Here is a 14,044-nt window from a genome sequence, read left to right as displayed (position 1 = left end):
ACATGACAGAGTGCATTTTAGGGTATATTACTACACCCAATATAGAAGAGGCAAAACAAATTGCTAAAGAATTACTTTTAGATAAATTAATTGCTTGTGCTAATATTTATCCTAAAGTTTATTCTTTATTTTGGTGGAAAGGAGAAATAGATAAATCTGAAGAGACTATTTTAATAGTCAAGAGTAAGAGGAACTTAAAGCAAAAAATAGTAGAAAAGGTTTGCAGTATGCACTCTTATGAGTGTCCGTGCATTATTTTTTTACCTATAGAAGATGGTGCTAAACCTTTTTTAGATTGGATTATTAGTGAAGTGAACTAAAATTTTGATTTTTGCAATAAATATTGTTTAGGAGGATAATGACATGAAAGAGATAGATCTTCAATCTTTAGAGAATTATTTACAGCAGGCTTTTGGAGAACAAGCTAAACTTACAGGTATAGGAGAGATTGGTTCCCTAGAAGAACAGGGAATGAAGGATTTTGGCTATGGCAAACCTTTATTAGTACATTTTGAATTGAATGGTAAACCTAATTCCTTTGTACTTTCTACTATGAAGGGAGATAAGTATGGGCATCAATTTTATTGGGATAGAGCTGCAATTTTAATGTTTCAGTATGACTGTGCTGCTCGTATGGATAAACATGTAAAACCAATGGGGTTAGGTTATATTGATAGTAGAGGAAGACTTATTCCTGTTAAGGAACCTAAAGAGTTTTTTCTCTTAACAGAGAAAGTAGAAGGACATGATTATTTTCTTGATCTAGAGCGAATGCGTAAAGGAGATGTTAGAGAAGAGGACTTTTCTTTAGCCAAAGAGTTTGCTCGCTGGCTTGCTAAAGTGCATTCTGTAAAAAAGAAAGATGAAGATTTATACTTAAGAAGAATTAGGGATCTTATTGGACATTCAGAATGTATCTGGGGCCTTATTGATGCCTACCCTTATCCTTATGAGCATTTTACTCCAGAGGAATTTCAGAAATTGGAAAAAAGACTTATTGATTGGAGATGGAAGTTTAGAAAATTTACTCATCGTTTGAGTGCTGTGCATGGTGATTTTCATCCTTGGAATGTGTTAGTACGTGATAATCTCGATTTTAGTGTGTTAGATAGGAGTAGAGGTGAATGGGGAGAGCCTGCAGATGATGTTGCCACTATGAGTTGTAATTATTTATTGTTTGGACTTTATGACCAGCCTAAACTTTCTGGACCTTTTGAGAAGTTATATTTAACTTTTTGGGAAGAGTATTTATCCATTACTAATGATAAAGAAATATTAAAACTTATTGCTCCTTTTTATGTTTTTAGAGGATTAGTAATTGCCTCTCCTGAATGGTATCCTAATCATCCCGTAGAGGTTAGAAAGGGGCTTTTTAGGTTTATTCAAAACGTATTAGAAGATGAGAATTTTGATTATATGAAGATTAATAAATATATGGAGTAAAAAGAGGCATTGTAGCTTATGAAAGGGTGGATAATATGGTTTGTAGGACTGCCTGGAAGTGGTAAATCAAGTTTATCCAAGGCAGCTTTTAAGTTTTTACAAAAATTTTGTTCACAGGATATTGTATATTTAGAAATGGATGTTAAACGAAAAGAATATTTTCCTAATCCTACATACACTAAAGAAGAACGGGAGTTAGCCTATAAAATGTTTGGTGATGAAGGGATTGATTTGGCAAAGCAGGGAAAAGGAGTAATTTTGGATGGAGCTGCTTATAAACTGGAGTTTAGAGATAGGGTTAGGAGAAAGTTTAACCCTTTTGCAGAGATTTATATAAAATGCTCTTTAGAAATAGCCATGCAAAGAGAGGCTAATCGTCCTGAAGGTAAGATAATGGCAAACCTGTATGCTAAGGCTTTGGAAAGAAAAAAAACAGGTAAAATTTTTCCTGGTCTTGGAGAAGTGATAGGAGTGGATGTAGACTTTGAAGAAAATCCAAATGCAGATTTTATTTTAGAAAATGATAGATTAAGTCTTGAAGAAGCAGAAAAAGAGGTTATTTTTTTTATTAAAAAGTGGCTTGAGAGGAATAATCTACAATGAAGTTTAGTGTTATTACGTTTGGATGTCAGATGAATGTGGCAGATTCTAATTGGTTAATTTTAAGCTTGCAGAAACGGGGTTTTACTTTGACCTTAAAAGAGAAGGAAGCTGACTTTGTTTTGCTAAATACTTGTAGTGTAAGAGAAAAACCTGAACAAAAGGTTTATAGTGAAATAGGAAGGTTTAGAAAGAAATGGGAACAAAATCCTAGTTTTTTTGTAGGAGTAGGAGGATGTGTAGGACAACAGATAGGAGAAGGATTTTTTGAGCGTTTTCCTTATGTGCGTCTAGTTTTTGGTACAGACGGACTATATTTAGTTCCAGATAAGATTGAAGAACTATTAAATTTTCCTCACAAAAGAATTAGCTTACTTTCTTTTGAGGATTTTTATCCAGAGAGGGAAAAGGTATTTCCTGAAAAGGCTGATGTAAGTGTATTTGTAAATATTATGCAAGGTTGTGATAATTTCTGTGCTTATTGTATCGTTCCCTTTACTAGAGGAAGGCAAAAGTCTAGGTTTAAAGCTGAGGTTTTAACAGAATGCAAGACTTTAGTGGAACGAGGGGCAAAAGAGATTACGTTATTAGGTCAAAATGTAAATAGTTATGGCCAAGATAAGTATGGAGATGGAACTAGTTTTGCTCAACTTTTAAGAGAAGTCGCGTTAATTCATGGATTAAAAAGGCTTAGGTTTACTACTTCTCATCCAAAAGATTTATCTTTAGAGGTAATTAGACTATTTGGGGAATTAGAAGTATTGTGTCCTCATTTGCATTTACCACTGCAAGTTGGTTCAGATAGAATTTTAAAAATTATGGGACGGAAATATACTAAAAAAAGGTATCTTGATTTAATCGAGAAACTTAGGTTAGCGAGACCTGATATTTCTTTTACTACTGATTTGATTGTTGGTTTTCCAGGAGAAACAGAAGAAGATTTTAAACAAACTTTAGAAGTTTTGCAGATTGTTGAGTTTGAAAATGCTTATTCTTTTAAGTATTCTGATCGCCCTGGAACTAGAGCAGAGAAAATGGAGAACAAAGTTCCAGAAGAAGTTAAGCAAGAACGTTTGATAAGACTACAAGCCCTTCAAGAAAAAATTACGCAGAAAAAGTATAAACAAGTAGTAGGAAAAGAAGAAGAAGTTTTAATAGAAACAATAAGTAAACGCCAAGGTGGAACGAATCTTCATTTTCGTGGTCGAGATTTGTGGAACAGGGTCGTTAATATTGAGAGTTCTAGGGACATTAGAAGGGAACTAGTTAAAGTAAGGATAACTGAAGCTAAGAAACATTCCTTAGTGGGAGAGGTGAGATAATGTTTGTAGAAATGAAGGTATTTGGATTAGCTTTAGATGAAACTACTAAAATGCCACTTATTATTTTAAAAGATAAAGAAGAAAAATATGTTTTGCCTATATGGATTGGAGCACTAGAGGCAATGTCTATTTCTATTCCTTTAAATGATGTAAAAATGCCAAGGCCTCTTACTCATGATTTGTTTTTAAATACAATTAAAGAAATGGGAGGAGTTTTAGAAGAAATTCAAATTACAGAGCTTAAAGAATCTACGTATTTTGCTAAATTAATAATTAAAAAAGGAGAAAATTGTTTATCTATAGATAGTAGGCCTTCTGATGCCATTGCTCTAGCTCTTAGAGCAAAGGTGAGAATTATGGTCAAAGAAGATATTTTATTAGAAGTTAAGCATCTAGTGGAAGAAAATAGGCAAGAAGTTTTAAAAGATGAAGAGAGTAAAAAATGGTCTGAAATTTTAGCCAAATATGATTTGGATTTAACAAAATATAAAATGTAAAGGCAAAGATAGAGATGGAAGAAAGTTTAAAAGCCAAAATTTTATTAGAAGCCCTTCCTTATATTAAAGATTTTTATGGCCGTACTGTGGTGATAAAGTATGGTGGCCACGCAATGATAGATGAAGAACTTAAATCTAGTTTTGCTCTAAATATTGTTTTGTTAAAATATATTGGAGTAAATCCTGTTGTTGTTCATGGAGGGGGGCCGCAGATAGGAAAAATGTTAAAACAGCTTAATATTCCCTCTCATTTTAAGGAAGGCTTTAGAATAACAGATGATGCCACTATGGATGTGGTAGAGATGGTGTTAGTTGGAAAGGTTAACAAAGAAATAGTTAACTTAGTTAATTTAAAGGGCGGGAAAGCTGTTGGTTTATCAGGTAAAGATGGTTTTTTAATCAAGGCTAGAAAGTTGGAGATGATCATAGATAAAAAAAATGCTCCACCTGAAATTATTGATTTAGGAAAAGTAGGTGAAGTTGTTTCTGTGAATACTGCTCTTATTAATTCTTTGCAAAAGGAAGGTTTTATTCCCATTTTAGCACCTGTTGGAGTTGATGAAAGTGGAGAGACTTATAATATAAATGCTGATTATGTTGCTAGTGCAGTAGCTAGTAGCTTAAAGGCGACAAAGTTAATTTTGTTAACAGATGTTCCAGGTATTTTAAATGAGAATGGGGATGTAATTTCTTCTTTAACAAAACGACAAAGTATAGAATTATTGGATAAAGGTATTATCAAGGGTGGTATGATACCAAAAGTAAAATGTTGTTTAGAGGCTTTAGAAGAAGGGGTAGAGAAAACTCATATTATAGATGGAAGGTTAGAGAATTCTATTATTTTAGAGATGTTTACCAAAGCTGGCATAGGTACGCAAATAGTTAGTTAAATTTTGGTTTCAATGCCTTAAGAATTTAATTTTAATTGATTTTAGAGTGTGGTTGATTTGGAATCTAAGAGAGAAACTTTTATTTTTTATTATAAAGGCGAGAAAAAACAAAGAATTGATATTTTTTTAAGTAAAAAATTAAATATTCCAAGAAGTAAAGTAAAATCATTATTAGATAAACAGCTCTGTTCCGTAAATAATAATTTCCAAATAAAACCTTCTTATCGTTTAAAAATAAATGATAAGATTGTTTGTGCTTTGGATATTGAAAACAAAGAATTAATTTCTCCTCAAAAAGGAGAACTATCTTTAGTATATCACGATAGAGATTTTATAGTATTGGATAAACCTCCTGGTTTGACAGTTCATCCTGCACCATCTGAAAAACAGCCTACCTTGGTTCATTTTTTATTATATCATTTTCCTTCTTTAAAAAAAATTGGAGGAGAACGGCCAGGGATTGTTCACAGATTGGACAAAGATACTTCAGGATTGCTTGTAGTAGCTTTAAACGAACAAAGTAGAATGTATTTTTCGGAATTATTTTCTGCGCGCAAGGTGGATAAGATTTATCTTGCTTTGGTTAGAGGTAAGCCCCAAAAAGAACAAGGTATAATAGAATTACCTCTAGGGAGAGATCTAAAAAATAGAACAAGAATGGCTGTGCGGAGTAAAGGAGGAAAACCAGCTAAAAGTGCTTATCAAGTAATTTGGACAGATGGAGAATATAGTTTGTTAAAAGTGAAAATTTTTACAGGGAGAACCCATCAAATAAGAGTGCATTTAACAACTATAGGCTGTCCTATTTTAGGAGATAAAACATATGGTGGAGAAATTATTGTTAAAGATTATAAGACAAAGATATTAAAAAAGTTAGTAAAAAGACAAATGCTTCATGCGAGTTTTTTAAATTTTAGCCTAACAAATAAAGAAATAAAGACATTTCAAAGTAAGTTACCTCTTGATTTTAAACAAGTGTTATACTTTTTACTTCAAGAGCCTTTAAAAGTGATTTTGGTTGGTTTGCCTGGAAGTGGAAAAACAGAATTAGCTAAATATTTGGATAAAGATTTTTTTAGTGCGGATAAAATAGTTCACACTCTGTACAAAAAGGGGAAAGATGGTTATTTTCTTCTAAGGCAGATGCTGGGGGATGAGATTTTAAATTTTAATGAAGAGATAGACAGAAATAAATTATGGAAGTGTTTAAAGGATAATTCTTATTTAAGAAAGGAAGTGGAAAAGATAATACATCCCTTAGTTTTTGGTCGATGGCAAGAATATGTGAGAGCAAGGAATTTTTTACCTTTTGTGGTGGGAGATATCCCTTTATACTTAGAGAGTAGATTTGCAAAAGATGAAAATGTGGTATTTGTTGGTGTTTTTAGACCAGAAGAAGAAAGAAGGAGAGCGCTTCTTAAAAGAGGATGGAGTGAGGAAAAGATAACGCAGATAGAAAGTTGGCAATTTTCTCAAGAAGTTAAGTTAAGACAGTGTACTTTTGTAGTGGACAACAGTGGAGACTTAAAGTTATTACAGAAAAAAGCCGCAATTTTGAAAAATATGTTAGTAAAGCTAAAAGCAAGTAAGGTGAAAAATAAAATTTTTTTAGTAGAGGAAAAAATAAAAAAGATAGAAACAGGATTTTAATGGATTTTTAGGCAAGGGGATTCTAGCTATAAATAAAAAAAGGAGCAATATATGTTAATTATTGAAGATCTTCATGTTAAAATAGGCGATAAAGAAGTTTTAAAGGGTGTGAACTTAGAGATTAAAGCGGGAGAAACTTTTATTTTATTTGGTCCTAATGGTTCTGGTAAAACTAGTTTACTAATGACGCTGATGGGATTTTCTGGTTATGAAGTAGTAAAGGGTAAAATCGTTTTTAAAGGTAAAGATATTACTCATTTACCTACATATGAAAGAGCTCGTTTGGGAATAGGAATGTCTTTTCAACGTCCTCCAACTATTCACGGTTTAAAAACAGCTGATTTAGTAAGACTTTGTGCTCGAAATAAAGACTTAGATGTGAAAAAATTAGCTCAAAAAGTAAATTTTGAGGACTTTTTAGATAGAGATATAAATTCTGGATTTTCTGGAGGAGAAATTAAACGCTCGGAACTTTTGCAATTGATGGCTCAAAAACCAGATTTACTTTTATTTGATGAGCCTGAGTCAGGAGTGGATTTAGAAAATATGGCTCTTATTGGTAAAATTGTGAAAGAACTTTTAAGTGGTAATGGTATGGAACCAAGACCAGATATTCCTATGAAAGAATTAAAGAAAATTCGGCAAGTTTCTGGTCTTATTATTACCCATACTGGTTATATTTTGGATTATATTAATGCAGATAGAGGCCAGGTCTTAATGAATGGTCAACTTTGTTGTGAAGGTAGACCCAGAGATATTTTAGAACATATTAGCAAATTTGGATACAAGGAGTGTGTAAGATGCCTAAAATAAAAAAGGTAAATCCTGAAGTAAAATTAGATAAGTTTAAGTTTGAAGGGGAAGAAGTTAAGATAGATGGTTTGCATCAAATATCTGAGCAGGATAGAGAAGAGTTAGAGATGGCAGGGGTAGATATAGAAGAAGTAGAAAGAAGTGGAACGTATTTACATATAAATCACTCAAAAGCTACTTGTAGTACAAAGCAAGAAGGATTAGAAATTTTAGATATAAAAGATGCTTTAGAAAAATACGATGGTCTTCCTGAATATTTTTGGAAAGCTGTAAATAAGGATAAAGATGAATATACAAAATTAGCTGCAGAGAAACTACATGGTGGTTATTTTATCAAAGTTGAAAAAGGTAGAAAAATAACAGAACCAGTACAATCTTGTCTATTTATAAAAGGAGAAAATGTAGGGCAAAGTGTACACAATATTATAGTAATAGAAGAAGGAGCAGAAGTACATATTATCACAGGTTGTGCTACTTCTCATAAAGTAAAAAGCGCTTTGCATTTAGGCATATCTGAGTTTTATATTAAAAAAGGTGGAAAATTGACTTTTACTATGGTTCATAACTGGGGGGAACAGGTTGATGTACGACCAAGAACAGTAGGTATTGTAGAGGAAGGAGGAGTTTTTCAGAGCAATTATATTCTTTTAAAGCCTGTAAAATCAGTACAATCTTTTCCTGTAATCTATTTAAATGGTAAAGGAGCTGTTGCTAGATTTAACTCTATTTTAGTTGCTCCTCCTGGTGCGTATATTAATTCTGGGAATAAAATTGTATTAAATGCAGAGGATACGCGAGGTGAAATTATCTCTAGGGCTATTACAACTGGTGGTGAGATAATAGCTCCTGGAATTATAGAGGCGAATAGTGTGCCTGCAAAAGGTCATTTAGAATGTAAAGGCCTTATTTTAAATGACGGAATTATTCATGCGATTCCTGAATTAAAAGGTACAAAGAGTGGAGTAGAACTTTCCCATGAGGCTGCTGTTGGTAAGATAGCTCAGGAGGAGATAGAGTATCTTATGGCAAGAGGATTAGATGAAGATGAAGCAACTTCTACTATTGTTAGAGGTTTTATGAATGTAGATATCATGGGATTACCAGCTAAGTTAAAACAAAGTATTGATAAAATTATTGCTGAAACAGAAAAAGATATGTTTTAGGTGGTTGATTAGAAATAAGTAGGAAAAATAGGCGCTTAAGTTTTTGCTTGAGCGCCTTAAGAGTTTGTTATGCCAGGATATAAAGGTCATATAGGTTTTGGTGGTTTATTTGTTGGTGGGTTAATTTTTCTAGCAATTTGGCTAAAGTGGTGGAGTCCTTCCCTTGTGGAAGTGGCGATGGCATTTTGTATAGGTGTTTTAGGGGCTCTTTTTCCTGATATAGATACAGATTCAAAAGGTCAGAATTTATTTTATGCGATTTTAGTGTGTCTTGATTTAGCCTTAATAATAAAGGCTAAATACAAGCTGGCAGCTCTCTTGGGTTTTATCGCAATGCTGCCAGCTTTGGGTTCGCATAGGAGTTGGACTCATACGTGGTGGGCAATGTTATTGTTGCCTTTCCCTATTTTGATATTGCCTTATATTTTTTATCATTATTTGCCTACTAAATTTTTCCCCTATTATTTAGCAGCTGTGTTTGGTTATTTTTCTCATTTGCTTTTGGATAGAAAACTTTTTTAAATTTTAAGACCATATCTTGTTAAAAATCCCATCCCTGCGATTACATTTTTAGTGTTGGTAATGTTATTTTGTCTCAGGATAAGTTGTGCTTCATAAGAGCGAGCACCTGTATTGCACACTAACATAATTTCTTTATCTTTTGGCACTTCGTGGATTCGTTTTCTCAGCTCTTCTGTTGGGATGTTTAGCCAAATTTGGGGATATTTTTTTAGCCATTCTTTGGCATTATCTTGTCCTCTACAATCAAGAACAATTTTATCTTTAGAAGTAAGAGCGACTTTAACAAAATCAAAAAATTCCTTGGGCAATGCCCCAATATTTTTTTGTTCCACTATGTTTTCTGTTACATTTGCTATAACATTAATGATGTCCATAGCAGCTGCAAAAGGTGGAGAATAGCATATTTCTAGGTTGCTGATATCCTCTAAGGTAGGACCAAAAGATAAAATAGAAGCAACCGCATCAATTCTTGCCTTTAAGCTATCGCCATTAGAACTTATTCCTTGAATACCTAATATTTTTTTGCTGGGCTCATCTACTACTAACTCTAATAGAGTGAGGTCTTTTTCTGGATAAAAATGGGCCTTGTCAAATTGAATAGCTATTCCACTTTTGGCTTTTTTGCCTAATGCTATGGCCTTATTTAGGGTAATGCCACTTCCTGCAATGGCTAAATCAAATAATTTGAGGATAAAAGAACCTACTGCGCCTTTAAATTTTTTTCTTTCACCTGCTAAATTGCTTCCAATAATTCTTCCTTGTCTGTTTGCCAAAGATCCAAGAGGAAAGTATCCATACTCTCCTGTTATAAGGTTTTTTAAAGCAATAACATCTCCTCCTGCATAGATATTTGGGTCTGATGTTTGTAAAAATTCATTTACAATTATTCCTCCCCAAGCGGTTGTTTCCAATCCTGCTTGTTGGGCAAGTTCTGAATTAGGCACAACCCCAGGCGCTACAATAACTATATCTGCTTCTAGCTCTCTTTTGTTTGTAATAACTTTTTCTACTTGTTGATTACCCCTTATTTCTTTGACTTGTTCTTGAGTGTATAAGTTAACACCTTGCTCTTTAAGGTGATGAGAAGCTACTTGGGCAAGCTCAGGGCTTAAAAATCCTGGTAGGATTTGGTTTTGACATTCTATTATACTGGTTTCTATCCCCCATAAGTCTGTAAGGGCTTCTGCTATTTCTAAACCAATAAAGCCAGCTCCTATGACAACAGCCTTATTTACTCCTTTTGTTATGTTTTGGCGAATTAAAATAGCATCTTCAAGACCTTTAACATAAAATACATTGTTTAAATTTTCTCCTTTTAGCCCTAATCTCCTAGGTTTGCTTCCTGTGGCAAGTACTAGTTTATCGTATTCAAAGGAAATTTCTTTATTGGTTTTTAAATTAAGAGCTTTTACTCTTTTGTTTTCTCTATCTATCTTAAGAGCTTTGATTTTAGTTAGTACATTTACATCCTTAGCCTCTTTAAAAAAACTAACATCTCTTACTACATGAAAAGAGGTACTTTGGAGTTCCAAATGATCACTTACTTCTCCTGAAATATAAAAAGGTATTCCACATCCTCCATAGGATATAAACTCTCCTTGCTCTAAGATTGTAACTTCGCTTTCTGGTTCTAATCTTTTAAATCTGCAAGCTGCTTTTGGTCCTAAAGCTACTCCTCCAATTATTACTACTTTTTGCATTTATATACTCCTTATTAGGAATTTAAATTTATTTTTTAATTTATTTTTTAATGTTTAATGTAGTTATAGTTGATTGAATTTTGCTCTATACTTTATTTTTTTTCAAGTTTTTTTATTTAAAAGTTATTGTCCAATTAAAATTAAATTTGGTCTATTTAGAATTTTTAAGTTGTGTATTTTATTTAATTTAGAGAGTATCTCGTTTTTATCTTTTGCCTTAGATAAGATAGAGATAAGTTCTAGTCCAAAATCAAAATTAGATCCAAAATATGGCAACCATTTTTTAAATAAGCGAAGAGCTCTAGTTGGTTCGTAAAACTCGAAAAGATACAAGCACATTTTTCTGGCTATGTAATAATAAGTTTGGATTGTTGGCTGAAATCCTTGAGTGATTTGAGCAAAAATAAATGGTCTAGCAGCTGCAATGCGACCCAGAGCTACTCCATCACAACCTGTTTGCTGAAACATTTTCTTTACATCTTCTATGCTAAACACATTGCCATTGCCAAGAACAGGGATAGATACACTTTGCTTTACTACCGAAATATATTCCCATCTAGGGGGGCGGTTTCTTCTATCTGGATATATTCTGGGATGAAAAATTAAAAAATCTGCTCCACTTTGTTCAAACATTTTAGCTAAAAGAATAAGTTTTTTTTCTGTACATTGAGTAGGCAGCCTAAACTTAATACTAACAGGAATAGATACCGCCTTTTTTACAGCTTCTATTATTTGAGAGGCAAGAGAAACATTTTCTAAAAGATAAGCGCCTGCTTGTTGTTTATAAATATGAGATACAGAACAACCAAAATTGAGATCTATCCCAAATAATCCTTCCTGCTCTATTCTTTTAGCTGCATCAGCCATTTTTTTAGGATTATTTCCTATAATTTGGCATATTAACTGATATTTTTCTTCTTCAAAGAATTTAAAATAAGGAGAAGTTGCCCTATTTTCATAAGGTAATGCCTTGGCACTGCACATTTCCATAGAAAGTAAAGCGCAGCCCCCAAACTCTCTAATGATTTTTCTTAAAGCGAGGTGTGTTAATCCAACCATAGGGGAAAGTATTAGGAATGGTTTTTGTTTGAACTTAGAGAAAAGGAGTGAAGCCATGCAAATTTTTCCTCTTTTACAACAATCTAACCAAGCTGTGTGGTTTGAAGGTAAAGATATACTGGAAGCCGATCAAGAAAAAAATTTTTCTCTTCTTTTTCAGGAAGAACAAGGGAAAACAACATTTTTTGAAAGTCACTTACAGGATAAAGGACAACTACAAAATACCCCTAGAACACAACAAATCTCTACGTTGGCAGAGAACTGTGAAAAATTTTCTCAAATTATAAAAGAGGAAGATTTTTCCCAGATAAGAGAAGAGTTAGCCTCTTATGGGGTGTCTAAAGAAAAGCTATCTTTGTTAGAAGAAAAAGTAAAAAAGGGAGAGTTAACTTGGGCAAAGTTGCTTCATTGTTTAGATATTAAGATTTCTTTAAATTTATCTAAAGTAGATCGTTTAGATAAAGAAGTTATTTTGGGATTTTTGCAAAAAATAGGTTTTTCAGATGATGAAAGTAAAAAGATGTTTTTGCTTTTGTCTAAAGGTAAAATAAAAAGATTTGTGAAGGATGTGTTTAAAAGGATAGAGAAACTACCTAAGAATCATGAATTTAAATTATCTTATGCTGAATTAAAAGCATTTTCTTCTTTATTAGGAATAAAAAATTCTTTACATATTCAACTTAAACCATTTCATGGTACTTTAGATCAGAGCGGATTTAAAAATTTTATTTTAACTTTTTATTCTTTAGCTCAAAAGAAATTAGATTTTTCAAAAATTACATTAAAAAATGTAGATGATAATAAAATATTAATTTTAAAAAGAATATTTTCTGTTTTAAAAAAAGATGAACTAGAAAGTTCATCTGTTAAGATGAGAAATAAAGATAAATATATAAATGCCAAAAAAGAAGATAAAGAAATAAAAATATTGCTGTCTGCTAAAGATAGCCAATCTAAAAAAAGTAAAATTAAGATTTTTCAAGAACAGACTTTAGATTCTAAAGTTCATTTGAAATCTACAGAAATAGAAGATGGAAAGGAGTTAATAGATTATCGTCATACACAGTCTCATACTAAAAATTTAAAATTAAAGAAAACTGGCGAGAAGAATTTTCAAAAAAAGATTCAGGAGAAGTTGGACATATTAGGTATTAATAATAAAGGTTTAGATAAAAAAATAGAAATAAAGCAAGGACAAAATTTTTCTAAATTATCGCGTCATATTTGGAGCCAAGTAGAAAGTGGGATTTTACAAAATATTTCTAAAGGTAATGCTAGAATTATTTTAAAGTTAGATCCTCCAGATTTAGGGCAAGTAGGTTTGATTTTACAAGTAAATAAAAATGAAGTGAGTCTGCTTTTAAAAACTTCTCATGAAGAAACAGGAAATATTTTAAATCAACATATTCATCAATTAAAAGCTCATTTAGAACAACAAGGTTTTAAGGTTCAAAAGTTAGAAGTAAAGGCTAATTTACAAGAAAGTAATCAGTTCTCATTTGCTCAAAATGGGGAAAATCATCAGTCTATGAAAAGAGAGCTTTTTAAACAGAGGATTTTCTTAGCAAGACAAAATTATTTTACCAGGGAAAATTTGGCAAATGATGTGCTATATAGAGAAGAAGAGGAAATTTTTTCCACTAAAGGAATTAGCCTTTTTGCCTAATAAAAGGAGTAGGTAGGATGGATAGAACAGTTAACGGTTTAATTGGAGCGTATGAACGAGAAATGGAAGCTAGTGGTTATAAGGCTACAGGAGAACAAAAAGTTTTAGGTAAAGATGATTTTTTAAAGCTCCTGGTTACTCAGTTAGAGCATCAAGATCCATTAAATCCTATGGATGATAAAGAATTTATTGCCCAGTTAGCACAATTTTCAAGTTTAGAGCAAATGAATAACATTTCTGAAGGGATAAATAAATTGGTCCAATCAAATAATACTTCTCAAATGTTAGGCGCAGTTGGTTTTATAGGAAAAGAAGTTACTGCTAAAGGGGATAGTTTAAGTAAAGAAGATGATAAAGTTTCTACTGTTTATTATTCCTTAAATGATGTAGCTAAAAATATGTATGTAAATGTTTTCGATCAATTCGGTAATATTATTTATTCTACAAATTTAGGGGCAAGGCAAGCAGGAGATTATGAATTTCATTGGGATGGAAAAGATTTTACAGGTAAGGATGCACCTAATGGAGTATATAAGGTGACTTTTGCTGCTGAGGGTATTCACGGACAGCCTGTATTAGTAGATACTCAAGTTAGTGGAAAAGTTGCTGGAGTGCAAAATACCACTACTGGCACTGTTTTAAGGTTGGAGGATGGAAGGGTTGTAAACTTTAATAATATAAAAGAGGTTGTAAACTCCGATCATTAAAATTTTGGTCGG

14 protein-coding genes are annotated in these 14,044 nt (G+C 32.4%); 12 read left to right on the top strand and 2 right to left on the bottom strand.

The genetic code is table 11. The features are described 5' to 3' along the window. Positions 1–2: 2 nt before the first annotated feature. The 10 genes from cutA (at position 3) to BLP60_RS04995 (ending at position 8,900) form a co-directional block, all read left to right on the top strand. Entirely contained in the window at positions 3–320 is a 318-nt protein-coding gene (gene cutA / locus BLP60_RS05040; RefSeq protein WP_092064401.1) for a divalent-cation tolerance protein CutA, read from the top strand. A 43-nt stretch (positions 321–363) separates the two neighbouring features. Continuing rightward, positions 364–1,443, top strand: coding sequence for an aminoglycoside phosphotransferase family protein (locus tag BLP60_RS05035; protein ID WP_092064398.1), 1,080 nt, complete (start codon positions 364–366; stop codon positions 1,441–1,443). A gap of 18 nt (positions 1,444–1,461) precedes the next feature. Continuing rightward, on the top strand, positions 1,462–2,046 hold the full coding sequence (locus BLP60_RS05030) for an adenylyl-sulfate kinase (protein ID WP_092064395.1): 585 nt from the start codon (positions 1,462–1,464) through the stop codon (positions 2,044–2,046). Then, positions 2,043–3,365, top strand: a complete 1,323-nt coding sequence (miaB, locus tag BLP60_RS05025; RefSeq protein ID WP_092064392.1) for a tRNA (N6-isopentenyl adenosine(37)-C2)-methylthiotransferase MiaB — start codon at positions 2,043–2,045, stop codon at positions 3,363–3,365. The genes BLP60_RS05030 and miaB overlap by 4 nt, the downstream gene beginning before the upstream one ends. After that, on the top strand, positions 3,365–3,862 hold the full coding sequence (locus tag BLP60_RS05020; RefSeq protein ID WP_092064389.1) for a bifunctional nuclease family protein: 498 nt from the start codon (positions 3,365–3,367) through the stop codon (positions 3,860–3,862). The genes miaB and BLP60_RS05020 overlap by 1 nt, the downstream gene beginning before the upstream one ends. 14 nt (positions 3,863–3,876) lie before the next feature. After that, complete coding sequence (argB, locus tag BLP60_RS05015) at positions 3,877–4,752, top strand: acetylglutamate kinase (protein WP_092064384.1); 876 nt, start codon at positions 3,877–3,879, stop codon at positions 4,750–4,752. 57 nt (positions 4,753–4,809) lie between these two features. Then, a complete protein-coding gene (gene coaE, locus BLP60_RS05010; protein WP_159427687.1) occupies positions 4,810–6,402 on the top strand; it encodes a dephospho-CoA kinase in 1,593 nt (530 codons plus the stop codon). Between the two features lie 51 nt (positions 6,403–6,453). Then, entirely contained in the window at positions 6,454–7,215 is a 762-nt protein-coding gene (locus BLP60_RS05005) for an ABC transporter ATP-binding protein (RefSeq protein ID WP_092064378.1), read from the top strand. Next, positions 7,203–8,378, top strand: a complete 1,176-nt coding sequence (locus BLP60_RS05000) for a SufB/SufD family protein (RefSeq protein WP_092064375.1) — start codon at positions 7,203–7,205, stop codon at positions 8,376–8,378. Before BLP60_RS05005 ends, BLP60_RS05000 begins: the two co-directional genes overlap by 13 nt. A gap of 69 nt (positions 8,379–8,447) precedes the next feature. Beyond that, positions 8,448–8,900 carry a metal-dependent hydrolase gene (locus BLP60_RS04995; protein ID WP_092064372.1) on the top strand — a complete coding sequence of 151 codons (453 nt, stop codon included), beginning with the start codon at positions 8,448–8,450 and terminating at the stop codon, positions 8,898–8,900. Here BLP60_RS04995 and BLP60_RS04990 read toward each other — a convergent pair. Continuing rightward, positions 8,897–10,600, bottom strand: coding sequence for an FAD-dependent oxidoreductase (locus BLP60_RS04990; RefSeq protein WP_092064370.1), 1,704 nt, complete (start codon positions 10,598–10,600; stop codon positions 8,897–8,899). The genes BLP60_RS04995 and BLP60_RS04990 overlap by 4 nt on opposite strands. Before the next feature lie 123 nt (positions 10,601–10,723). After that, the gene (locus tag BLP60_RS04985; RefSeq protein ID WP_092064592.1) at positions 10,724–11,716 is read right to left on the bottom strand and encodes a tRNA dihydrouridine synthase; all 993 of its coding nucleotides are present in this window, start codon (positions 11,714–11,716) and stop codon (positions 10,724–10,726) included. On the opposite strand from BLP60_RS04985, the gene BLP60_RS04980 reads away from it, so the two are divergent. Further along, entirely contained in the window at positions 11,715–13,325 is a 1,611-nt protein-coding gene (locus BLP60_RS04980) for a flagellar hook-length control protein FliK (protein ID WP_159427686.1), read from the top strand. The genes BLP60_RS04985 and BLP60_RS04980 overlap by 2 nt on opposite strands. Positions 13,326–13,342: 17 nt before the next feature. Next, complete coding sequence (locus BLP60_RS04975; protein ID WP_092064365.1) at positions 13,343–14,032, top strand: flagellar hook assembly protein FlgD; 690 nt, start codon at positions 13,343–13,345, stop codon at positions 14,030–14,032. The last annotated feature ends 12 nt before the right edge of the window (positions 14,033–14,044 follow it).

Origin of the sequence: Desulfonauticus submarinus, from assembly GCF_900104045.1 — a bacterium.
Classification (GTDB): Bacteria; Desulfobacterota; Desulfovibrionia; order Desulfovibrionales; family Desulfonatronovibrionaceae; genus Desulfonauticus; species Desulfonauticus submarinus.
The sequence above is the reverse complement of the archived record's forward strand: the minus strand, read 5'-3'. Positions and strand labels throughout refer to the sequence as shown.

What these genes read in the sequence shown, in the direction of transcription:
- cutA (WP_092064401.1), top strand. Translation starts at nt 3, where the DNA reads ATGACAGAGTGCATTTTAGGGTATATTACTACACCCAATATAGAAGAG.
- BLP60_RS05035 (WP_092064398.1), top strand. Translation starts at nt 364, where the DNA reads ATGAAAGAGATAGATCTTCAATCTTTAGAGAATTATTTACAGCAGGCT.
- BLP60_RS05030 (WP_092064395.1), top strand. Translation starts at nt 1,462, where the DNA reads ATGAAAGGGTGGATAATATGGTTTGTAGGACTGCCTGGAAGTGGTAAA.
- miaB (WP_092064392.1), top strand. Translation starts at nt 2,043, where the DNA reads ATGAAGTTTAGTGTTATTACGTTTGGATGTCAGATGAATGTGGCAGAT.
- BLP60_RS05020 (WP_092064389.1), top strand. Translation starts at nt 3,365, where the DNA reads ATGTTTGTAGAAATGAAGGTATTTGGATTAGCTTTAGATGAAACTACT.
- argB (WP_092064384.1), top strand. Translation starts at nt 3,877, where the DNA reads ATGGAAGAAAGTTTAAAAGCCAAAATTTTATTAGAAGCCCTTCCTTAT.
- BLP60_RS05005 (WP_092064378.1), top strand. Translation starts at nt 6,454, where the DNA reads ATGTTAATTATTGAAGATCTTCATGTTAAAATAGGCGATAAAGAAGTT.
- BLP60_RS05000 (WP_092064375.1), top strand. Translation starts at nt 7,203, where the DNA reads ATGCCTAAAATAAAAAAGGTAAATCCTGAAGTAAAATTAGATAAGTTT.
- BLP60_RS04995 (WP_092064372.1), top strand. Translation starts at nt 8,448, where the DNA reads ATGCCAGGATATAAAGGTCATATAGGTTTTGGTGGTTTATTTGTTGGT.
- BLP60_RS04990 (WP_092064370.1), bottom strand. Translation starts at nt 10,600, where the DNA reads ATGCAAAAAGTAGTAATAATTGGAGGAGTAGCTTTAGGACCAAAAGCA.
- BLP60_RS04980 (WP_159427686.1), top strand. Translation starts at nt 11,715, where the DNA reads ATGCAAATTTTTCCTCTTTTACAACAATCTAACCAAGCTGTGTGGTTT.
- BLP60_RS04985 (WP_092064592.1), bottom strand. Translation starts at nt 11,716, where the DNA reads ATGGCTTCACTCCTTTTCTCTAAGTTCAAACAAAAACCATTCCTAATA.
- BLP60_RS04975 (WP_092064365.1), top strand. Translation starts at nt 13,343, where the DNA reads ATGGATAGAACAGTTAACGGTTTAATTGGAGCGTATGAACGAGAAATG.